Genomic DNA, 22,357 nt, shown 5'->3' with positions numbered 1-22,357 from the left:
CATGATGGACATTTTGCGCTTCATGATCTAGCGTATAAGGTAAATAAAAGGACATCTCCCACTCGGGCCAAGTGACCGTGGCGCAACATCGACCTTCACCACAAGCAACAAGGCGGCGAAGGTCGATGTTACACAAAAGCGACCCACCTCCATCGAATCAAGGAGCCCCCTTGGTTTGCATTTGCCACTACTGAAAATACAACCGACCCATCGAGAGCATCCCATCCCGGCACTTGAGGGCGGACACAACAACCTCTCCCAGGACACCCACACCGCCGAGCGCCAGTCCTCACCGGACAGACTTCTACATGCGCATTGCAAGCGTTCCGTCCAAGCGCCTCCCCCATGCTCGAAACCGCGGGCCCCAGCGAGGCGTTGCGGGTGATCCCCCTACCCCTTGCGGACCACGGCCCTCAAGCAGCAAAAACCAACAGGGGGAGACATAAAGAAAAATGGCACACTTAGTTATCGCGGGGGTCACTCGGCTGTCGATGATCATGCCGGTCGAAGGATTCCCGCTGGCCTACACCGCCTACCGGCGACCAGCATGGATGCGGTGCTCGGTGGTAGGTGGCGCGTACAACATCGCAAGTGCCCTCCTGAGCCTCGGGGATACACCTCGGCTGTGTACAGCGGTGGGCTCCGACGCGGCAGGGCAAGTCATCAGGGCAACACTACAGCGCTCCGGGCTACTCGGGCCTGGTGTAGTCGCTGTTCCGGAATCGGCGAAAACGGTGATTCTGGTTGAGTCTGATGGACGCGTGGCCCGCAGCGGCTGGGCCAACACCCCGTCCGACTACCCAATGCAGAGTTTCATCGAACAAGCCGTTGGCACCGATCTTGCGGTGATCAGCAGCAATCCCTTCGGCGAACCCTTCCTGCGGGTGGCGAAGGAGCTACTGCAGCTGCCGATCGCAACAGATCTGCACGCAGCCAGGGACCACGATGACATCAGTCGGCAACCATGGCTGGAGTGCGCCGACGTGATCTTCCGCAGTCACGAAGGGCTCTCCTGCTCCCCACAGGAGTGGATCGCGAACGTGCTCCTGCGGTACCCAGGATGCCGCATCGCCACAGTAGGCAAAGGCGATCGGGGATGCGTGATGGGCCTCAGGGATGGCAGACTGGTCGAAATCGCAGCCGTGAATCCGCGGCCTGCGTGCAACACCGACGGCGCCGGAGACGCACTGTTCGCCGCTTTCTTGCACGGATGGCTCGCCTCCGGCGAGCCGGTAGAGGCGCTGGAGTCGGCCGTGATCTTCGCTGGTTGGAAAATCGGTACAGAGTCTGCTGCAGAGGGCTTTCTGACCGACGGGGAACTCGCAGCTCTGCGCTGTGTGTACCCGGTGCAGACCCGAGTGGGTACATGGCGGTAGGCGAAACGGGGGGAGTCACCGATCAGTTCCCGCTCCAAGACTCCCACGAAGATCTGCAACCCGGCGAGCGTCCCGTTCAGCATTGAGCCGGGCATAAACAGCCTCGGCTCGCGTGTAAAAGCGTCGAGCCGAGGCCGTGTCGTTCTCACGCTGCGCGAGTGTGCCCAATGCTTCGTAAATTGCACCCGATTCAAAGGCTTCGCCGGCTTCGCGCAACACTTCCAGAGCCGCCGTGAGGTGGCGCCGTGCAGCCTGAACATCGCCAGCGCGCAGGTGTGCTTCACCGACCAGCCGTTCGGTGAGCGCCTCGTAGGGGTCCCCGGTATTGATGAGCGCTTCCCGCGCCAGCGTCAGGTAAGCCAGAGCTGATTCATGATGCCCCGTCAGGCTTTCTACTTCACCTAGAGCCGCGAATCCGCGGGCGGTTCCGCGAGTGTCACCTGCCTCTTCACGGACGGAAATAGCCGTCTGCAGGATGGAACGGGCCTTCCCCCAATCCCCCAGACGCCGGTGGGTGAGGCCGATGTTGTGGAGGACAAGCCCTTCACCCCTACGGTCGCCAATCTCACGGCGCAGGGAGAGCGCCGAGGTGAACTCTCGCAAGGCGTCCTTCGGCCTGCCAGCATCCCGTAGCGCGATACCGAGTCCGGTCCGCAGCCTGGCCTCGGCCACCGGGTGGCGGCATCGTACTGCCGCAGTGACACCTAGTTCATGAGAGGAGATCCAGTCATCGTGATACCGGAGATGGATGAAAAGGGTCCACATGGCCTCGGCCAGCTGCCATGTCTCCGTATCAAGACCCGAATTCTCTGCCATCCGCTGGACAGCGAGCAAATTACCGCGTTCGCGATCAAACCACTCGAGAGCAGACGTGGTATCCGTGAAATTTACCCGAGGGCTGTCTGGATATGTGTACTCCACTCGAGGTCGCCGTCTCTGCGGGTACAAGATGTGGTCGGCAGCGTTTGCGCTGGAAAGGTAGCAATCGATGATGCGTGTTATAGACTCGCGACGCTGGCCTCCGGTTTCATCCGACTCGGCGCGGCCTCGGGCATGCTGGTGAATCACGTCGTGGAACCGCAATTGCTCAGGCTCGGGTGAGGAAAGCAAATTGGCATCGACAAGATCCATCAGACAATCCGACACATGATCGATAGTGGGTGTTGTTGCGGCGACCGCCTCGACCACCTCCATGCCGAACGCGGCTCCGGGATGGAGACTGAGGCGGCGGTACAGGCGTGCAGCACCCTCAGACAGTACTTCGTACGACTGATCAAGGCTGGCAGTCAAGGAGACCTCCTCATCGGGTCCAGCCGAACGAAGGGCCGTGAGCTCTGCAGCCACCGAAGCAACGGTCCACCCCGGCCTGGAAACCAGCAGCGCAGCGCCCACACATACTGCGAGTGGGAAGCATCCGCACGACGCCACCATTTTCCGCGCAGCGGCGCTGTCCATCGCGACACGGTCCCACCCTGCGATCTGACCCAGCAATTCGACGGCAGCGTCGAGGTCCAGCGGGTCCAGAGAAACAAGCTCAGCGCCGTCAAGAAGCAGTGGGGTTAGTCGCCACCGACTTGTCACCAAGCAGCACGCATTCGGAGACGCGGGTATCAGCGGCCGGACTTGCGCTGCCGACAGTGCGTTGTCACACAAAACCGCAATGTTCCGCTCAGCAGTGACAGTTCGGTAGAGAGCGACTCTTTCTGCGAATTCCACCGGAACCTGGTCGGCCGGCACGCCTAGCGCCCGAAGGAACTGCGCAAGGACCGCGCTAGGAGCGATTGGCTCCCCATGGGAATGCCCGCGTAGATCCACGTACAGCTGACCGTCAGGAAAGTCCTCCTTGTGATCACGCAACCACCGCAGGGCCAAGGATGTCTTACCAACACCTGCAGGGCCGGTAATGATCGCCGCAGATGGCATCGTACGCTCGAGCAGCGTGTTGAGGATCCCAAGGCTCTCGGTTCGGTTAATGAAGTGACGTGGCGTTGGAGGGAGTTGCCACGGAATTAGCCGCGGGTGGTGGGCAGCACTGGCACCCATGTATACATCCCCGTAGATCGCGGCGGCTTGCACGCTGGGCCCGTGGACTGTACCTGCCAGGATGTTGTGCCCCACCGTGCGCCATGCCCCCGGGGAGCCAGCTGCCTTGCCCAGCATCCCTACATCGTCATCTTCGCTCAAGCCGCCTCCAGGCCGAGACGCGTGCATCGGACACACAACTCCGCGATCAATCCACTGTTCGATACGCGTGTCGAACGAACGCTTCACCCCTCACCAGCGACACATCCCCTACACGCCAACGGCACGCATCCGAGATCAATATGCCCAGCGCATCCGCCCGGTAACACACCCTCTATCCACTATGGCATGTACGTGCCATACTGGGCCACCTCAGGCGATGAACGGGAGCGACCGGCGCGAAGGGGACGCTGGTGGAGTTCCAATTACTGGGCCCGCTGGAGCTATGGGTCAACGGTTCACAGCAACGCCTCGGTTCAACGAAGGAGAGATATCTCCTTGCCGTTCTATTATGTGCGGACGGAGCTCCCGTTCCGGCTGACACACTGATAAGACGAATCTGGGATAGCTCCCCTCCTGCCAGCGGCACGGCCACATTGCAAAGCAATGTCTCGCGCCTTCGCTCCAGGCTGCGAGCTGCCGTTGGTGATCAAGCCAGCATCGGATTCAGCGCCAGCAGTTACACCCTCCATGTTCCGTCAGACGCAGTCGATCTCCGACGATTCGAGCGCCTGTATCTTCAGGCCCGCGAAGCAGCCCATCAGGGCGACATCCAGCATGCAACACTGCTGCTACGCCAAGCGGAGTCCCTCTGGCGCTCCGACCCGCTCGCTGAATTCAGCGGAGGCTGGGCCACTGCTATGAGGCGGAGGTTATCCGAGCGTCTGCGACAGGTCAGGGAACAACGCATCAACCTAGAGCTTGATCTCGGCCGCCATGCCGATCTCGTGGCGGAGCTCTATAACTTGGCAGATCATGAGCATGATCCGGAACCCTATGCCAAGCACCTAATGCTGGCACTCCATCGATGCGGTCGACACGGCGCTGCCCTCACCGTATACCGGGACACGCGACGACGTCTCGGTGAAATTCTCGGTGCTGATCCGAGCCCGGAACTTGAGAACCTCCATCAGCGCATCCTCAAGCGAGATCCCGGTCTCCTACTCCAACCTTCCGAGCCAGTTCGCCGCCAACCCCTCGGTCCTCCGGACAATCTTCCTCGTGACATCAGTGACTTCAGCGGGCGCAGATACGAACTGGCTGTGCTGTTGGCAACGCCCAGCACCAAGGCAACCGCACTGCCGCTCACTGTCATTCATGGAATGGGCGGCGTCGGCAAAACGGCGCTGATCACCCATGCCGCACACCGCCTGCGGGCTCGCTACCCCGATGGATGCCTCTACGTCCATTTACGTGCCCATCATGGGCAACCACCGGTCGATGCGGCGGATGCGCTCGCAATCCTGCTCCAGGCCGTTGGCGTACCTGCCGAAGGGCTCCCTGCCAGTCTCGACGCGAGGGCGGCCCTATGGCGCACACGCACTGCCCACCGCTCGGTGCTCCTGCTACTCGATGACGCGCGGAGCGCCACGCAAATTCGACCGCTTTTGCCCGGTACACCAACATGCCAAGTCTTTGTCACCAGCCGCCATCGACTTTCGGATCTAGAAGGAGCTCAGTCGCTCTCTCTCGATGCTCCGGACACAGCGGAAGCCGCTGTTATGTTCACGCGCATCGCAGGCTCCCACCGAAAATTCGACAGCTCTGCTGTGCGGCAGATTGTAGCCCTTTGTGACCGGCACCCCCTGGCCATCCGCCTCGCTGCTAACCGTTTTCGACATCGCGATGCCTGGGACGTACATGATCTTGCTGAGCGGCTAAAGCAATCGGCCAATCTACTCGAAGAGATCGACACTCCTCTTGGCATCGCAGCCGCCTTCGATCTCTCCTACGCCGAACTCCTCAAGAAGGATCAGCGATTCTTCCGCTTCCTCGCTCTGCACCCCGGTCCCGATCTTTCTCTTCACGCCACAGCAGAACTCGCCGGCGTAGACCTCGCTGAAGCCCGTAGAAGCGTGGACGAACTGGTCGATGCCCATCTTCTGGAAGAACCCGTAAAGGATCACTACCGTTTTCACGACATGGTCCGTGACTTCGCTCGGAAGACCGGTGAACAGCATGATACTGAGTCCGAGCGCCGGGATGCCGAACGACGCGTATTGAATCATTACCTCGCAGTGGCCGACATCTGCGATCGCCTGGCGTACCCGCAACGTCGGCGTCTTGACGTTTCAGAGGCACTCCTCTCGCACATGATGCCAGAATTTGGCACAGCAGACGCAGCGTCGGTATGGCTTGATTTAAACCGCGGAAACCTTGTCGCAGCCGCCCGTCTAGCCGCATCGGAGCATCCTGAGCACGCCATATTCTTTTCCCACGTGCTCGACCACGCATTCCACGTCTGGGGCATGTGGGACGTGGCTGCCGGCCTCAACGCATCGGCACTAACGGTTGCCCGCAACCAGGACAATGCTACAGCGACCGCTCAGTTTCTCATCGAACGTGCTGCTCTCCTGCGCCCCCAAGGCGCTCACAGGGAAGCCCTCCGGCACGCAGAGGAGGCCCTGGCGCGTGGCCGAAACATGGGTGACGTGTGGATCCAAGCTGAAGCACTTGAGCAAATAGGCATCGTTGATCTCGTCTCAGGGCGATTACATGAAGCACTCCAAAATTTCCACGAAGCCCTACCGCTACATCGACAGATCGCAAACCTCAGCGGGGAGGCAGAGGCGCTCAATCACCAAGGAATAACACTGGCACATCTCGGGCATCTCGAGGAAGCAACATGCCAATTCCGCGCCACACTCGAGCTACACCAGAGTAACGGGAACATGCACGGCCAGATAAAAGCGCTTAACAATATCGGCGAAATTCACAGCCTACAGGGACGCCAAGAAGAAGCACGAGAGTACTATGAAAGATCACTCGCTCTTGTGAGAAAATTCGGCGGCAGACAACAGCTCGCGATCCTCTACAACAACCTCGGCAACGTATGCCGCAACGGGGGCGACAGTGCGCAGGCACTGGCTTACTTTCAAAAAGCACTGGAGAATTATGGAGCCATACGCGATAAGGCAGGTCAGACAGATTCGCTTGTCAACCTCGGCATCACGCATCTGGCGCGGAGACAATATACTGAAGCCCGCAACCACTTAGCTCATGCCGACGAAATAGCGCGAGAGATTGACGACCAGCAACAGAGACAACGCATTCTGGCGGCAACAGCAGCGATACAGAGTGAATGCGGCCAGGACAAGACTGCCCTAGAGACCTACCGCGAAGCACTTAAAGTCGCACAGGATCTTGGCAGGCGGTACGAGGAGGCTCACGCTCATGAGGGCATTGCTGGAATCATCGGAGGCATCCAGGGAGCCGATGCCGCCAAAGCACACTTGGCCGCAGCACTGCGGATTTACCAAGAATTACATCTCATTCAACAGGAAGAATCGATACGGCAGCGACTCAACTCTCTGGGTGGAGAAATTCCGTAAAGATATCCACCGCCATAGGGCGCCCATGGTCAGCATGCTGCGCGGCGGAGGGTGCTGAGTTGCTCGCGCTGCGGCATAATCACATGGTGCCGCACCGAAAAACCAACCATCGAGCCTTCCATGAGCCGTTGACCAGTTCTGGACAGCTCACGGCCGCTTCGACCCGGGCCGCTGACCACCCTCCGGAAGCTGGCAGGGCCCGCGCCGCGTCGCGCGATGGCTCGCGAGTTGCCCTATGGTGATATGCGGGGGTTTGGCCACCAGTGGGGGCGCGGGCGGGGAGGCGGCCGACCCGGGGGCGACACACACAATGTCTCGTGAATGGGCGATATCCCATGGACGACAAGGTTGTGCCGCCGGGCGAGCCGGTGCCGGAAGAGGGCTGGATCTACCTTCGTCTCGAAGGAGACGCGAAACACCGCGGCGAACAGCACGGGAAAGCGCTGGCCAAGGAACTACGAGACGCCCTCGACGTCGGCGACTTCATGGCCGAGTGGGACACCGGTGAGAACCTGAAGTACTTCGCCGGTCTGGTCGGGGAGGCGTTCGGGCCCCTCGACGACGAATACCTGGACGAGATCAGGGGCATCGTCAAGGGCGCCACCGGCGGAAAGGCCGCGTTCACACCCAGGCGAAAGGTCCCCATCACCGAAGAGGTGCTGATCGCCTGGAACGCGTACAACGAGCTGGTCGGGACGTGGTGGCCGCTGGATCCGCCGCAGGACACGGCCGTCGGCACGCGCGTCAGAAGCTCCTCGGGGCGGTGCAGCGCCTTCGCCACCACGGGCGCGGCCAGCGACGGCGGGAAGATCGTGATGGCCCACAACACCTGGGACCGTTACGCCATCGCCGAGTGTTACAACATCATCCTCGACATCGTCCCTCCGGCGGGCAAGGGACATCGCGTGCTGATGCAAGCGGCCCCCGGCTACATCACCAGCGGCGCGGACTGGGTGGTGACCGACGCGGGGCTGATGATCTGCGAAACGACCATCGGAAGCTTCACCGGACACTTCCTCAAGGGCAAAACCCCCGAGTTCCAGCGTTCCCGAAAGGCCGCCCAGTACGGCGACAGCATCGAGACATGGCAGCAGCGGATGCTCGACGGCAACAACGGGGGCTACGCGAACACATGGCTCGTCGGAGAGGCCAAGAGCGCGAAGAAGAGGATCGCGCGCATCGATGTGGGCTCGGCCCAACACGGCTCCGAGGAACGCACCGACGGATACTTCGCCTGCTACAACGTCGCCTCGAACCTCAGGGTGCGCAATCAGGAGACCTCCGATCCCGGCGCCTACTCCGACCTCCGCGGCAACGGGGCCCGGCGCGTGCGCTTCGACCAGCTGCTCGGCAACTCCGTACGGATGACCGCCGAGCAGGCGCAGAAGGTGATCGCGGATCACCACGACGTCTACTGCGACAACGCCATCCGCCCCGGTTCACGGTCGGTCTGCGGACATCTCGACCTCGATGACGGCCATGCCGGCAATCACGGCCGGGAGCCCTTCTACCCCCACGGGGCCAACGACGGGAAGGTCATGGACAGCGACATGGCGGCGAACATGACCTTCCAGGCCCGCTGGGGCAACTCCTGCGGCCTCCCCTTCGACGCCAAGGACTTCCTGGCGACACACCCGCAGTACGAGTGGTTGACGGGCTGGTTGCGCGACCGGCCCACCCGGCAGTGGGCCACCTTCCCCCCGAAGCGGTGAACGACAGCGTCGAGAACCCGAGCTGGAAAGGGAAACGACATGCCGAACAACCCGACTCCCGGCGACATCAAGTCCGTGGTGCGGAACGCCATAGGTCCCATGGAGGAGTACGCCATGGGCTACCTCAACCCCGTGGGCACCAACCCGGCACCCACACCCTCCTCGCAGGGCACCGGATACATCGCGACCATGAAGCTCTCCGTGGGCACGGTGAAGATCGACGAGGCCGACATCCTGGACGAGGGCACCGAGAACATCGTGTCCTACGACCGATGCGAGGCGACCGACGCCAACATCAGCCAGATCAACATGGGCACCGCCTCCTCGTTCTGCGGGCTGAACGGCGCCCTCTGGGGATACCACCTCGCGGAGGCGGAACTCCCCAAGACTCCGGTCTTCACCGTTCCCGCCAATGGGGGCGGCAGCAAATCCTTGGACGTCTACGACGCCACGCCCCTGCTCGACGCGACCTATCGGCTCTTCGGCACCGTTGACGTCCCACGGCACCCGCCCCTCCCCGGAGCCCATGTCATCTGCGCCAACAAGAGCATCACCGTACGCGGACCCTCCTACGCCTGGGCCTTCATCGCGATCGCCATCGCGGACGACCCCACGGAGAGCAACCTGTTCATCGAGGACTGCGGCGAATTCCCCGCGCGTCCGTACGAGACGAACGGAACGAAGACGGTGTTCCCCACGGGCGACCAGGTCAAGGACCTCCTGCTGAAGCACGAGTGGGCTGTGGCGAAAAGCGTCCAGATGTGCGGAGCGGACTACCGCAAGAAGGCCTACTCGAAGATGTTCGCCGTCAGCCGAGCCGTGTACGCCGCGCCCGGCGAGGTGGGCTCCGCGCTCGCCTGTGCCCCGTACGTTCTGCTCGCCCAGAACGATCTCCCGACGAAGTGGACGACGGACAAGCTGGTCGACAGCGACCTCGCAACGTGGCAGTCGGCACGGTGGAGCGACAAGCTTCCCGACTACCCCTACCCGGACCGCTCTGTCGTCGGCGCACCGAAGGAGCAACCGTGAAAGCCACCAAGCTCGAGAACGACATCACGGACCAGTGGGCGCAGCTCTTCCCAGTCGCCGGGTACACCTCCGGATGGCCACAGAACAAGGACATCGCTCACCTCTTCATCCCCACCACGGATGCGGTGCACGACGCCAATGACAAGATCGGCGCCCTCCGCAAGCGCCTGCCGGAGATCTCCGACGCCGACCTGCGCACGACCGCCGACAGGCAGCTGACGCTGCTCGCCACGCAGCTCGCCTGGCCACAGCCCGGCGTGGCGGTCCAGGACTGTGGCGACGGGGCCTTCTACATCGATCTCCTCACCGGCAAGGCGTTCGGTCGCCCCGACCCCAGGAAGTGGCTTCCCGGCTTCCTCGACAGCGCCGCCAAGAAGATCGACTTCGAGACGGAGCGGCTGACCAAGATACCGCTCGACGTCACTCACCGTAGGCAGTGCCTCACCGCGGCCGCCTACTGCGAAGCCACGATGCGGATCCTCAAAAAGAACCACTCGGCGAAGATCGACACTGTCCTGAAGAAACTGGACCACTTCAAGCAGACAGTGGACGGATCGATCAAGGGGCTCGACGCGGACGATGTCCCGACCGTGATCCACGCTCTGCGGGAACACACCGGCGCACCCACGTACACCGAGGGATATCCTCAGCTCCTCGCCGACCTGTACGACTTCGTCCCCAGCGCCGCGGACCTGGACACGACCGCGACCACCTGGCTCGAGCAGGACCTGACCATCGTGAAGGCCCTGGCCGCCGAGCTCGCGTCCCTGCTGAGGCTGCCACGCGGCTCCTCCGTCGGCGACGTGTGGGCCGAAGTCGGCCGCAAGTGGCCGGTGGGCGCCATCCGCGTCAAGGACGCCGCGAAGATCTGCGCGAACTTCGCCGACGCGTATCTCGTCGAGGTCCCCGCAGGACTCAAGCTGAGCCCGACGCCGCACTACCTGGAGCCGATGATCACGGGCGGGCAGGACATCGCGGTCGACTTCCTGACGGACAAACCGCAGTCGTGTCTCTACTACACCGAGGACAAAACCAGCGCGCTGCTCACGATGCTCAACGTCGTGGTCCACGAGTACTCGCACGGCATCAACTTCGTGCTCTCGGCCCAGCGCGCCGACTCGCCCCTGCTCAACCTCGCCGGGCCGATGCAGGTGCCCCTCACGGAGGGGCAGGCGTTCTGGCGCGAGTGGGACTTCTCGCACGCGGCGGCCGACATCGTCGGACACTCCGGCCTCACCGGCAGACAGTGCGACTACCTGAATCTGTACGGGCAGACCACCGCTGAACAGTCCCAGGCGATCCGCGCCGCCCAGTTCGAGACCTACATCTGGCGTGTGGTGCGCCACCTGCGGGCGATGTGCGACGTCGAGGTCAACATGGGGTGGCGCACATTCGTGGACTTCCTCGACCAGGCCGGCGAACAAACCGGCCTGACCGAGGAGTTCCTGTTCGGCGAGTGCTTCACCTTCCTCGCCCAGCCCGGCTACGCCCCTGCCTACGCCATCGACGGAATCCGCTACGGGCAGCTCCAACAGCAGGCCGTCGCGAAGGCCGGCACGGTGAAGGACTTCAACACCAAGGCGTCCGCCATGGGCTTCTACCCCTGGACCATCTGCGATCGGAAACTGCGCGCATAATCAGGCCGGGTGGTCGAGGGCGCTGACAATCAGCGCTTCGAGTTGCTGCGCCACGCGGTCCAGGGGCTGCATGCTCCGCTTGGCGCGGCACATGGCGATGGCGCCCTCGACGGAGGCCACGATGAGGGCCGCGAGGCCCGTAGCCTGGTCGGGGGCGGCACCGTGTTTCCGTAGGGCTTCGGCGAGCAGCTGCTCCCAGGAATCGAACGCCTCGGCCGCGGCGACGAGGGACGGGGGGATCTCACCGTCCGCCGCCGGCTCCTCGACGGAGACGGCGAGCACCGGACAGCCGGCGCGGAAGTCGCTCTCCACGACGATGCCACGCCACAGAGCCAGGAAGGCGCGCAGTCCGGCGGCCGGGCCGGCGTCCAGCTCCTTGCGCACGATGCGGGCGACCGCCTCGCCCGCGTACCGCACCGCCTCGGTGGCCAGTTGCTGCTTGCCCTCGGGGAAGTAGTGGTAGGTCGAGCCAAGCGGCGCCTTGGCGTGTTTGGCCAGCTCCCGGATGCTGGTGGCGCTCAAACCGCGTCTGCTGATCATGTCCGCCGCACCGGCCACGATGCGCTCGCGCGACGGCGCGCTGGATTTGGCCAAGGCCGAGCTCCCCTCTGGATATAACGCTTGTCATAGTCTAGCGTGGCCCCCGCTTATAACGACTGTCATAGATCTTGCGTACGGCACGATAGGGAGACTTCGCCATGCCGATGATCCGGCTCACCGCCCCGCCCGGTTCCCTGACCGAGGAGGGCCGCGGGACCGTTCAGCGCGACCTGGCCACCGTCCTGCTGCGCTGGGAGGGGGCACCCGACACCGCGTTCTTCCGCGCCCAGGCGTGGAGCTACCTCGTCGAGCTGCCCGAGGGGGCGCAGACCACCGCTGAGGACTACGCGCCCCGGTTCCTCGTGGAGGTGACGGTTCCGCAGGGGGCGCTGTCCGAGCGGCGCAAGGCCGGCCTGGTCGAGGACGCCACCAGGACCGTGCTCGCGGCCGCCGGGCTCTCCCCGGCCGACCCGGGCGACGCCCTGCGCGTGTGGGTGCTGGTGCACGAGCAGCCCGACGGCACCTGGGGCGCGGGCGGCTCCGTCATCCGCTACGCCGACCTGGTCGCGCTCGCGAAGGAGCAGCGGGCCGATGCGTGAACTGACCTACGTCGCCCGGCACACCGTCGAATGGCGCGAGGCGCCCGACCCCCGGCTGGGCTCCGACCGTGAGGCGATCGTCGCCCCGGTGGCCGCCACCACCTGCGACGTCGACTCCGCGATCCTGGCCGGGCACACCTTCGTCGACCCGCCCTTCGCCCTTGGCCACGAATGCGTGGCCCGGGTCGTCGAGACCGGCGACACCGTCACCACCGTGGCCCCCGGCGACCTGGTGGTCGTCCCCTGGTCCCTCAACTGCGGCACCTGCGGCCACTGCCGCGCCGGGCTGACCGCGCACTGCACGGCCGTACCGCACATGGCCATGTACGGCGCGCCGATCGGCGGCAGCTGGGGCGGCCTTTTCTCCGACCTGGTCCGTGTGGTGTGGGCGGACGCCATGCTCGTCCCCCTGCCCGCCGACCTCGACCCGGTCGCCATGGCCTCGGCCGGCGACAACTGGTCCCTGTCGTGGCGCCTGGTCGCCCCCCACCTCAAGGACAGGCCGGGGGCGCGCGTCCTGGTCGTCGCCCGCGGCAGCATCGGCCTGTACGTGTGCGACATCGCCCGAGCGCTCGGCGCCTCCGAGGTCCTGTACGTCGACCCCGACCCCGGACACCGCGAGATCGCCCGCGGCTACGGCGCCGCCACCGCCGAGACCCTCGAGCCCGTCCGGCACGGATTCGACATCGCCGTCGAGGCCACGGGCCGCGTCGGCCAGCTCGCCCTGGCCGTCAAGTCCCTCGCCCCGGAGGGCATCTGCGAATCGGCGGGCAACCACTTCCGCCCCGGCGAGCTGCCCCTGCTGGACATGTACCTCACCGGCGTCACGATGCGCATCGCCCGGGACAACGTCCGCAACCACATCCCCGACGCCCTCGAACTCGCCCGCTCCGGCACGGTCGACCCCGCACGGGTCGTCTCCCACGTCCTCGACTGGGAACAGCTCCCCGACACGCTGCCGGAGAAACACCTCAAACCGGTTTTCGTCCGCGCCGACGGCTGACCACGCCCCCAGCGCCCGATACTGCCCGGCGCGCCGGTGTGCCGCGGATCGGCGGGCACGACCTGCGGCACACCACAGCCACCTCCGCGCGGGCGATGGCTCAGGACAGGAAGCTGCCGTACGGGCCGTTCAGGATCCCGTTCTTCTGGGACTGACTGAAGTGACAGTTCGGGTAGTCGTAGAACGACGCGGACATCGGTGTGCCATCGGTGGACGTGGAGTCGGGCAGACCGAAGGCATGGCCCAGCTCGTGCACCATGCCGCCGTACCACCGGTTCATATTGCCGTTGGTCCCGGCGGCACCGTCGGCGTCGTGGCCGCTGAGGATCACCCAGCCGCCGCCACCGCCGCCACCGGAGACGCCCTGGGCCTCGGCGCTGATCTCGCCGACGCACAGCCAGCGCGAGTCCGGGGCCTGGAGGGACAACTTGCGCAGCAGCTCCTGGTGCATGTTGAACACGACCCACCAGTACGGGTCGTCGCCGTTCGGCGTGTTCTCGTACCAGGCCCGGTTGCGGTCGCCGTTGACCACCTCCACGGCCGGGGTGTTCAGCTTGAACGTCTTGCCGAGTTCCTGCCGGTAGTAGCGTTGCGACTCCTGCATCACACGGGTGATGCCATCGGGATACCGCTGGTCGAACGCCACATCCGAAGGCTTGAGCCAGAACACTCGCACGGTCCCGGTCGGCGGGGCGGCGGCCGCTTTCGTCGCGCCCGTCGCGGCCTCGGCTGTCCCCGCGAACACCCCGGAACCTAACGCTGCCATCCCCGCCGTCGCGGTCAGCACCGCGCGGCGTGTCATCCTGCCACTTTCCACCGGACGTCCCTCCTCGGTGTACCAGTACATGACAATACGAAGCTAGCACCAACTTGCGGTATTGCGAACCATGTTCGAAATGCCGACCGACGCCTTCCCCCTAACTCGCCGGCGCGGCCGCGGGGAGCAGCAGGCACTCCGACCGAGATCCACGAGACCCCGGCCACCCCGGAGGTCGCGGGCTTCATCCGACGGTGCAATCTGCTGGACGGCCGGGTCGACGAGGCTCCGGCGGAGGGCCGGACCGTACGGGTCGAACTGGGCACGACGGGGCGGCACTTGAAGGTCGTACGGACGCGGGAGGATCACGCAGTGTTCCTGCACGGGCGCCCGCTTCGAGTACCAACTCGCCGTCGGCGGCCTCGACATCCACGCCGAGAGCCCGGTCCGCCACGAGGGCCAGGAGATCAATCTGCTGATCCGGCCCGAGGACTGCCTCCTCTACCCGGTGGCGGGCTGATCCGCGGCCGCTCACGCTTCGCCCTCGGGGGGCCGGACATGGTGTCCGGTCCCCCACCGGGCTCTGCGGGGCGTGTTCAGTCCGCCCGTCGCGGCGGTGGCGCGCTGGTCCCCCGCACCACGAGCTTCGGGTCCAGCACCGCCTCCCGCGGCTCCAGTTCCGGGTTCTCCAGCCGTTCCACGGCGAACCGCACCGCGTGCTCGGCCATCAGCACCGCGTCCTGGCGGACGGTGGTCAGGCCGATCGGCATGAGGTGGGAGAGGTGGCTGTCGTCGTAGCCGACGACCGACATGTCCCGTGGGACGTCGACACCGCCGCGCGCCAGGGCCATCCACACGCCCATGGCGCAGCGGTCGTTGCCCGCGAGGACCGCCGTCGGCAGGGGCAGGCCCCGGTCGCGCTCGTCCAGGAGCAGACGGCCGGTCTCGATCCCGGACTGCTCGGTGTGCTCACCGGGGATCACCCGGATCTCCGGCTCCAGTCCGTACCGGCGCATCGCGGCCCGGTAGGAGCGCCGCCGCTCGGCCGACCCGGGCCCCCGGCCGCCGTCGATGTGCACAATCGCGCGGTGCCCGAGTCCGACCAGGTGGTCCATGGCCTGCCGGACCCCCTTGCCCTCGGCGCTGTGCACGAAGTCCACGCGGGCGCGCGGCGCCCGGTGGCCGACCGACACGGTGACGGCACGCTGCCCGAGCTCATCGAGGTAGGCGGGGGCCGCGTCGGGGCCGAGCAGGATCAGCGCCTCGCAGCGGTGGCCGAGCAGCGCCTCGACCGCCTTGGCCTCGCTCCGTCCCTCGGCCGCCGCGGAGAGCAGGACGTCGTAGCCGTGGCGTTCGGCCTCGGGGTAGATCCCTTCGATGAGGTCCGTGTGGAAGGTCTGGTGCACGGTGAACATCACGCCGAGTGTGCGGCTGCGGCCACGGGCCAGCAGCCGGGCGGCGCTGTCGGGGCGGTAGCCGATCTCGTCGGCGACCCGCAGCACGCGCTCGCGGGTCTCCCGGCTCGCTCCCGGCTGGTTGCGGAACACGATCGAGACCAGCGCGCGGGACACTCCCGCCTTGTCGGCGACGTCGGCCATCGTGGGCCGCTGCCTGCCCGCAGTGTCCACCGGTGAATCCACCCCCTTCAACGGGCCCACCCTAGGGCAGCCGCGAAATCCTCTGGCAACAAGCTATTGACATGACATTTGGACAGGGGCCATCGTACTCGCACTAGAGCGCGCTAGTAGAGCGCGACAGCGACCCCTCTCCCGTGAGAAATCCCCTGAGAAATCCCGTGACAACTCCCCTGACAATTCACCGGATCTCCGGAGCGAAGGGAACCAGCGTGATGCCGTTCGACGTACTGACCATGGGCCGCGTCGGAGTGGATGTGTATCCGCTCCAGTCGGGCGTGGGGCTGGCCGAGGTCACCTCGTTCGGCAAGTACCTCGGCGGCAGCCCGACCAACGTCGCCGTCGCCGCCGCCAGGTACGGGCGCGCCTCGGCCGTGATCACCAAGACCGGCGCGGACCCGTTCGGGGACTTCGTCCGGACGGCCCTGGCCGGGTACGGCGTCGACGCCCGCTTCGTCGGTACGTCGGAGATCGCACCGACCCCCGTGACCTTCTGCGAGATCTTCCCGCCGGACGACTTCCCGCTCTACTTCTACCGGCTGCCCAGCGCCCCTGATCTGGACATCCGGCCCGAGGAGCTGGACCTGGCGGCGGTGCGCGACGCCCGGATCTTCTGGATCACCGGCACCGGGCTGAGCGAGGAGCCGAGCCGTGCGGCGACGCTCGCCGCGCTCGCGCACCGGGCGAAGGCGGGGACGACGGTGTTCGACCTGGACTGGCGGCCCATGTTCTGGAAGAGCGACGCCCGCGCGTACTACGCCGAGGCCCTGCGCCACACCACCGTGGCCGTCGGCAACCTCGACGAGTGCGAGGTGGCGACCGGCGAGCGCGAGCCGTATGCCGCCGCGAAGGCGCTGCTCGCCGCCGGGGTGGAGCTGGCCGTGGTGAAGCAGGGCCCGAAGGGTGTGCTGGCCATGGACCGGGACGGCTCGGCCGTCGAGGTCCCGCCGGTGCCGGTGGAGGTGGTGAACGGCCTGGGCGCCGGTGACGCGTTCGGCGGCGCGCTGTGCCACGGGCTGCTGTCCGGCGGGGACACCCGGCGCACGGTGTCCTTCGCCAACGCCGCCGGCGCGCTCGTGGCCGGCCGGCTGGCCTGCTCGGAGGCGATGCCGACCGAGGACGAGGTGGCGGCGAAGCTGCGCGAGACGACCGAAGACGACCTTCAGCGAGAGGTGTGACAACGTGCTGTCCGACAGTGTGAGCCGGATCGTGGAGGCCCGGGTCAGCGACCCAGGAGCCATCGCGGCGGCGGCCGAACGGCGGGTGAGGGCCGCCTCGCCGCTGGGCGAGCACGGCAAGGCGATGATCATCGCCGCCGATCATCCGGCGCGTGGCGCCAACGCGGTCGGTGGCGACCCCACCGCAATGGCCGACCGCTTCGAGCTGCTGGACCGGCTGTGCACCGCGCTGGAGCGGCCGGGCGTGACCGGTGTGCTGGCCACCGCCGACATCCTGGAGGATCTACTGCTGCTCGGGGTCCTCGACGGCAAGAGCGTCTTCGGGTCGATGAACCGGGCCGTTCTCGCGGGGTCGGTGTTCGAGATCGACGATCGCTTCACCGGCTACGACGCCGAGACGATCGCCGCGCTGGGCTTCGACGGCGGCAAGATGCTCACCCGCATCGCCCTGGAGGACCCGGCGACCCCGGCCGCGCTGGAGAACACGGCCCGTGCGGTGAACGAGTTGAACGACCGCCGTCTGGTGGCGATGATCGAGCCGTTCCTCTCCCACTGGCGTGACGGCAGGATCCGCAACGACCTCTCCCCCGACGCCGTCATCAAGTCGATCACCATCGCCTCCGGGCTCGGCCGGCGCTCCGCCTACACCTGGCTGAAGCTGCCGGTCGTCGACGAGATGGAGCGTGTGCTGGCCGCCTCGACGCTGCCCGCGCTGCTGCTGGGCGGCGAGGTCACCGACCCCGACGCGGCCTTCGCCTCCTGGGGCCGGGCCCTGAAACTCCCCACCGCGCAGGGCCTGGTCGTGGGCCGATCCCTGCTCCATCCCTCGGACGGCGATGTGGCCGGTGCCGTGGACCGGGCGGTGAACCTGCTGTGACCAGCGAGAACACCGTACGGCTCACCACCGCACAGGCCCTCGTCCGCTTCCTGGCCAACCAGTACAGCGAGCGCGACGGCCAGGAGCAGCGGCTGATCCCGGGGGTCTGGGGCATCTTCGGGCACGGCAACGTGGCCGGTGTCGGGCAGGCGCTCCTCCAGGCCGCCACCACGGGCGAGGCTGATCTGCCGTACTACCTCGCCCGCAACGAACAGGGCATGGTGCACGCGTCGGTGGCGTACGCGAAGATGCGCGACCGGCTGGCCACCTTCGCCTGCACCGCCTCGACCGGACCCGGCTCCACGAACATGATCACGGGAGCGGCGCTCGCCACCACCAACCGGATCCCGGTGCTGCTGCTGCCCAGCGACACGTTCGCCACCCGGGTCGCCGAGCCGGTCCTCCAGCAGCTGGAGGACACCCGGGGCGGGGACGTCACCGTCAACGACGCCTTCCGGGCCGTGTCGAAGTACTTCGACCGCGTCTCCCGGCCCGAGCAGCTGATCCCCGCGGCCCTGGCGGCGATGCGGGTGCTGACCGACCCGGTGGAGACCGGCGCCGTCACGCTCGCGCTGCCGCAGGACGTGCAGGCGGAAGGCTTCGACTGGCCGGTGTCCTTCTTCCGCCGCCGGGTCTGGCACGTGGGCCGCCCGGTGCCGGAGCCGACCGCCGTGGAGCGTGCCGCGCGGCTGCTGCGCAGCGCCAGGAGGCCGCTGATCGTGGCCGGCGGTGGCACCGTCTACTCGGGTGCCGAGACCCAGCTGCGTGCGTTCGCCGAGGCCACAGGCATCCCCGTGGCGGACACACACGCCGGCAAGGGCGCGGTGGCGTGGGACCATCCGTGCGCGGTCGGTGGCATCGGCTCGACCGGCTCCTACGCGGCGAACCAGCTGGCCGGGGACGCCGATGTCGTACTCGGCATCGGCACCCGCTACAGCGACTTCACCACCGCCAGCCACACCGTCTTCGGCAACCCGGACGTCACGTTCGTCAACCTCAATGTGGCCCGGCTGGACGCCGTCAAGCACTCCGCGGAGCCGCTCGTGGCCGACGCCCGGCTCGGTATCCAGGCCCTGGCGGAAGCGCTCGCGGGCTGGGAGGTCGAGCCGGTCCACCGGGCGCGCGTCCGCGACCTCATCGCCCGTACCCGGGAGATCGAGGAGGAGTGTTTCGCCCCGGACCGCGACACCGGCGGCCTGCCCGCGCAGACGCAGATCCTCGGCGCGCTGCGCGATGTCCTCGGCGACCGGGACGTGGTCATCAACGCGGCGGGCTCCATGCCCGGCGATCTGCAACAGCTGTGGCGGGCCCGGGACCCGAAGGCCTACCACGTGGAGTACGCGTACTCCTGCATGGGCTACGAGGTCGCAGCCGGCCTCGGCGTCAAGATGGCCGACCCCTCGCGCGAGGTCGTGGTCCTGGTCGGGGACGGCTCGTATCTGATGATGGCCCAGGAGATCGTGACCATGGTGTCCGAGGGTCTGAAAGTCATCGTCGTGCTGGTCCAGAACCACGGTTTCGCCTCCATCGGCTCGCTGTCGGAGGCCCTCGGCTCGCAGCGCTTCGGCACCAAGTACCGCTTCCGCGACGGCACTTCGGGCCTCCTCGACGGGGATGTCCTGCCGGTCGACCTGGCCGTCAACGCCTCCTCCCTGGGCGCGGACGTCCTGCACGCCGCGTCGGTTGACGAGTTCCGTGCGGCGATGGAGAAGGCGAAGGCCGCAGGCCGCACCACCGTGGTGCACGTCGAGACCGACCTGTACGGGCCCAACCCGCCCGGCCACGGCTGGTGGGACGTGCCGGTCGGCCAGACCTCCGCACTCGACTCCACGCGCGCCGCGTACGAGACCTACGCCGCCCACAAGCGGGCCCAGCGCCACTACCTGTAATCCCTTCCCCGCAAAGGAAACCCGCACCGTGAAGACCATCGAGCACTGGATCGGCGGCGCCCCGGCCGCCGCCACCGCCCCCGCCACCACCCCCGTCTTCAACCCGGCCACCGGCCAGAAGCAGGCCCGGGTCGCGCTGGGCGGGGCCACCGACGTGGACGCCGCCGTCCGGGCCGCCACCGCGGCCTTCGAGACCTGGTCGGAGTCGTCGCTGACCCAGCGCGCCCAGGTGATGTTCGCCTTCCGGCAGTTGCTCGTCGAGCACGAGGAGGAGCTGGGCCGGATCATCTCGGCCGAGCACGGCAAGACCGTCGACGACGCGCGCGGCGAGATCGTGCGCGGCCGGGAGGTCGTGGAGTTCGCCTGCGGCCTCGGCGACGTGCTCAAGGGCAGCTTTTCCGACCAGGTCTCCCGCGGCGTGGACGTGCACAACTTCCGCCAGCCGCTCGGCGTGGTCGCGGGCATCACCCCCTTCAACTTCCCGGCCATGGTGCCGCTGTGGATGCACCCGATCGCCATCGCGACCGGCAACACCTTCGTCCTCAAGCCCAGCGAGCGCGACCCGTCGGCCGCCAACTTCGTCGCCGAGCTGTACCGCCAGGCCGGGCTGCCGGACGGCGTGTTCAACGTCGTGCACGGCGGCAAGGACGCGGTGGACGCGATCCTCGCCCACCCCGGTATCCAGGCCGTGTCCTTCGTCGGCTCCACGCCGATCGCGAAGTACGTCCACGAGCGGGCCACCGCGCACGGCAAGCGCGTCCAGGCGCTGGGCGGCGCCAAGAACCACGCCGTCGTCCTCCCGGACGCCGACCTGGAGTTCGCCGCCAACCACATCACCGCAGGCGCCTACGGCTCGGCCGGCGAACGCTGCATGGCCCTGTCCGTGGCGGTCGCCGTCGGCGCGGCGGCCGACGGGCTGGTGGCGGCGCTGGAGCGCAAGGCCCGGGAGGTGAGGGTCGGCCCCGGCGACGCCCCGGGCACCGAGATGGGCCCGCTGGTCACCAGGGCGGCCCAGGAGCGGGTCGAGAACGCCGTGGCCACTGCCGCCGCCCAGGGCGCCACCGTCGTCGTGGACGGCCGCGGGCTGAAGGTGGACGGGCACGAGCAGGGCTTCTTCACCGGCCCGTCCCTCCTCGACCATGTCACCGCGGGGATGGACGCCTACCAGGAGGAGCTGTTCGGCCCCGTCCTGGCGATCGTCCGCGTGGACACCCTGGACGAGGCGATCGAGCTGATCAACGCCAACCCGTACGGCAACGGCACCGCCCTGTTCACCGCCTCCGGCGAGGCCGCCCGCCGCTTCCAGCGCAGGGTCAGGGTCGGCATGATCGGCGTCAACGTGCCGGTGCCCGTGCCGATGTCGTACTACTCCTTCGGCGGCTGGAAGGACTCGCTCATCGGCGACTCCCCCGTCCACGGCCGCGAGGGCATCCGCTTCTACACCCTCCCCAAGGTCGTCACCACCCGCTGGCCGCGGCCCGCACAGCAGATCGCCGCCGGGTTCACCTTCCCGACCGCCGGCTGACCTCCCCGCCACCTCTCTCCCCCCGCAAGGAACACCGCAGGAAGATCCCCCGTCCCTCTCCCCAAAGGACACGTCATGGCAACGGCGCCATCCCCACTCCGCACCACCGCGGGCAATCTGTGCCTCGGCTCCGCCCCCGACTCCTGGGGCGTCTGGTTCCCCGAGGACGAGCACCAGGTGTCGTACACCCGCTTCCTCGACGAACTCGCACAGGCCGGCTACACCTGGCTGGAGCTCGGCCCCTACGGCTATCTCCCCACCGACCCGGAACGCCTCAAGCAGGAACTCGAAGCCCGTGGCCTCAAGGTCTCCGGCGGCACGGCCTTCGGCGCGCTGCACCGCCCCGAGGCATGGGACGAGATGCTCGCCCACGTCCGCCAGGTGGCCACGCTGACGGCCGCCGCGGGCGCCCACCACCTGGTCCTGATCCCGCCCATGTACCGGGACGAGAAGACCGGCGCGTTCACCGAGTCCCCCGAGCTGACCCCCGAGCAGTGGGCCGGTTTCGGCCGCGCCGCCGACCGGCTGGGCAGGCTGCTCCTCGACGAGTACGACGTCCGCCTCGTCATCCACCCGCACGCCGACAGCCACCTCCAGACCCAGCCGGAGATCGAGCGGCTGCTGGGCGAGTCGGACGGCCGGTACACGAATCTGTGTCTGGACACCGGGCACGTGGCGTACGGTGGCGGGGACAACCTCGACCTGATCCGCCGGTTCGGCGAGCGCGTCGGCTATGTCCATATCAAGCAGATGGACCCCGGGATCCTCGCCCAGGTCGCCGCCGAGGATCTGTCCTTCGGCGAGGCCGTCAGGCGCGGGGTGTGCGTCTCGCCGCCCGCCGGGGTGCCGAACCCGGCCGACGTGATCGCCGAGCTCTCGCAACTCGACGCCGAGCTGTTCGTGATCGTCGAGCAGGACCTGTACCCGTGCGCTCCCGATGTGCCGCTCCCCATCGCCGTACGCACCCGTGAGCATCTGGCCGACTGCGGCCTGACCGGAATCCGACGCCCGAATCACCACCGGTAGGA

General features: G+C 66.8%; 16 protein-coding genes. 12 read left to right on the top strand and 4 right to left on the bottom strand.

Going from position 1 to position 22,357, the window contains the following annotated elements; translation table 11 throughout:
* The first annotated feature begins 452 nt into the window (after window positions 1-452).
* Window positions 453-1,376, top strand: coding sequence for a carbohydrate kinase family protein (locus ACH4S9_RS27240; protein WP_398374172.1), 924 nt, complete (start codon window positions 453-455; stop codon window positions 1,374-1,376).
* Window positions 1,377-1,391: 15 nt separating this feature from the next.
* Here the strand turns inward: ACH4S9_RS27240 and ACH4S9_RS27235 are convergent, their stop codons facing one another.
* Window positions 1,392-2,666 (bottom strand): tetratricopeptide repeat protein, encoded by a 1,275-nt coding sequence (locus tag ACH4S9_RS27235; protein ID WP_398374171.1) that lies wholly within the window; start codon window positions 2,664-2,666, stop codon window positions 1,392-1,394.
* A 1,145-nt stretch (window positions 2,667-3,811) separates the two neighbouring features.
* Here ACH4S9_RS27235 and ACH4S9_RS27230 point away from each other — a divergent pair.
* From ACH4S9_RS27230 to ACH4S9_RS27215, 4 genes are all read left to right on the top strand, one after another.
* On the top strand, window positions 3,812-6,949 hold the full coding sequence (locus tag ACH4S9_RS27230; RefSeq protein ID WP_398374169.1) for a BTAD domain-containing putative transcriptional regulator: 3,138 nt from the start codon (window positions 3,812-3,814) through the stop codon (window positions 6,947-6,949).
* A gap of 335 nt (window positions 6,950-7,284) precedes the next feature.
* Window positions 7,285-8,661 carry a C45 family autoproteolytic acyltransferase/hydolase gene (locus ACH4S9_RS27225; RefSeq protein WP_398374168.1) on the top strand — a complete coding sequence of 459 codons (1,377 nt, stop codon included), beginning with the start codon at window positions 7,285-7,287 and terminating at the stop codon, window positions 8,659-8,661.
* A gap of 39 nt (window positions 8,662-8,700) precedes the next feature.
* Complete coding sequence (locus ACH4S9_RS27220) at window positions 8,701-9,690, top strand: histidine decarboxylase, pyruvoyl type (protein WP_385340043.1); 990 nt, start codon at window positions 8,701-8,703, stop codon at window positions 9,688-9,690.
* On the top strand, window positions 9,687-11,327 hold the full coding sequence (locus ACH4S9_RS27215; protein ID WP_385340045.1) for a hypothetical protein: 1,641 nt from the start codon (window positions 9,687-9,689) through the stop codon (window positions 11,325-11,327). Before ACH4S9_RS27220 ends, ACH4S9_RS27215 begins: the two co-directional genes overlap by 4 nt.
* Here ACH4S9_RS27215 and ACH4S9_RS27210 read toward each other — a convergent pair whose 3' ends face one another.
* Window positions 11,328-11,921, bottom strand: coding sequence for a TetR/AcrR family transcriptional regulator (locus ACH4S9_RS27210; protein ID WP_311722074.1), 594 nt, complete (start codon window positions 11,919-11,921; stop codon window positions 11,328-11,330).
* Window positions 11,922-12,025: 104 nt separating this feature from the next.
* Between ACH4S9_RS27210 and ACH4S9_RS27205 the strand changes: the two genes are divergently transcribed.
* Together ACH4S9_RS27205 and ACH4S9_RS27200 are read left to right on the top strand one after the other, a co-directional pair.
* On the top strand, window positions 12,026-12,466 hold the full coding sequence (locus tag ACH4S9_RS27205) for a 4-oxalocrotonate tautomerase family protein (RefSeq protein ID WP_398374166.1): 441 nt from the start codon (window positions 12,026-12,028) through the stop codon (window positions 12,464-12,466).
* Window positions 12,459-13,469 carry a zinc-binding dehydrogenase gene (locus ACH4S9_RS27200; RefSeq protein WP_398374165.1) on the top strand — a complete coding sequence of 337 codons (1,011 nt, stop codon included), beginning with the start codon at window positions 12,459-12,461 and terminating at the stop codon, window positions 13,467-13,469. The genes ACH4S9_RS27205 and ACH4S9_RS27200 overlap by 8 nt, the downstream gene beginning before the upstream one ends.
* A 100-nt stretch (window positions 13,470-13,569) precedes the next feature.
* Here ACH4S9_RS27200 and ACH4S9_RS27195 read toward each other — a convergent pair whose 3' ends face one another.
* Together ACH4S9_RS27195 and ACH4S9_RS27190 are read right to left on the bottom strand one after the other, a co-directional pair.
* Window positions 13,570-14,271 (bottom strand): hypothetical protein, encoded by a 702-nt coding sequence (locus ACH4S9_RS27195; protein ID WP_398374163.1) that lies wholly within the window; start codon window positions 14,269-14,271, stop codon window positions 13,570-13,572.
* Window positions 14,272-14,822: 551 nt separating this feature from the next.
* Window positions 14,823-15,824 carry a LacI family DNA-binding transcriptional regulator gene (locus tag ACH4S9_RS27190; protein WP_311722350.1) on the bottom strand — a complete coding sequence of 334 codons (1,002 nt, stop codon included), beginning with the start codon at window positions 15,822-15,824 and terminating at the stop codon, window positions 14,823-14,825.
* Between the two features lie 251 nt (window positions 15,825-16,075).
* Here ACH4S9_RS27190 and iolC point away from each other — a divergent pair, with 251 nt between their 5' ends.
* From iolC to ACH4S9_RS27165, 5 genes are all read left to right on the top strand, one after another.
* Window positions 16,076-17,038: a 5-dehydro-2-deoxygluconokinase gene (iolC, locus tag ACH4S9_RS27185; RefSeq protein ID WP_398374161.1), complete on the top strand. Its 963-nt coding sequence runs from the start codon at window positions 16,076-16,078 to the stop codon at window positions 17,036-17,038.
* A 4-nt stretch (window positions 17,039-17,042) separates the two neighbouring features.
* Window positions 17,043-17,915 carry an aldolase gene (locus tag ACH4S9_RS27180; RefSeq protein WP_398374159.1) on the top strand — a complete coding sequence of 291 codons (873 nt, stop codon included), beginning with the start codon at window positions 17,043-17,045 and terminating at the stop codon, window positions 17,913-17,915.
* On the top strand, window positions 17,912-19,804 hold the full coding sequence (gene iolD, locus ACH4S9_RS27175; protein ID WP_398374157.1) for a 3D-(3,5/4)-trihydroxycyclohexane-1,2-dione acylhydrolase (decyclizing): 1,893 nt from the start codon (window positions 17,912-17,914) through the stop codon (window positions 19,802-19,804). Before ACH4S9_RS27180 ends, iolD begins: the two co-directional genes overlap by 4 nt.
* Before the next feature lie 28 nt (window positions 19,805-19,832).
* Entirely contained in the window at window positions 19,833-21,329 is a 1,497-nt protein-coding gene (locus ACH4S9_RS27170; RefSeq protein WP_398374155.1) for a CoA-acylating methylmalonate-semialdehyde dehydrogenase, read from the top strand.
* Window positions 21,330-21,404: 75 nt separating this feature from the next.
* Window positions 21,405-22,355, top strand: coding sequence for a TIM barrel protein (locus tag ACH4S9_RS27165; RefSeq protein ID WP_311722066.1), 951 nt, complete (start codon window positions 21,405-21,407; stop codon window positions 22,353-22,355).
* The last annotated feature ends 2 nt before the right edge of the window (window positions 22,356-22,357 follow it).

This window comes from Streptomyces sp. NPDC021225 (assembly GCF_044332865.1).
Taxonomy (GTDB): domain Bacteria; phylum Actinomycetota; class Actinomycetes; order Streptomycetales; family Streptomycetaceae; genus Streptomyces.
Note: the sequence above shows the minus strand (reverse complement) of the source record. Positions and strands in the feature narration are given on the sequence as shown.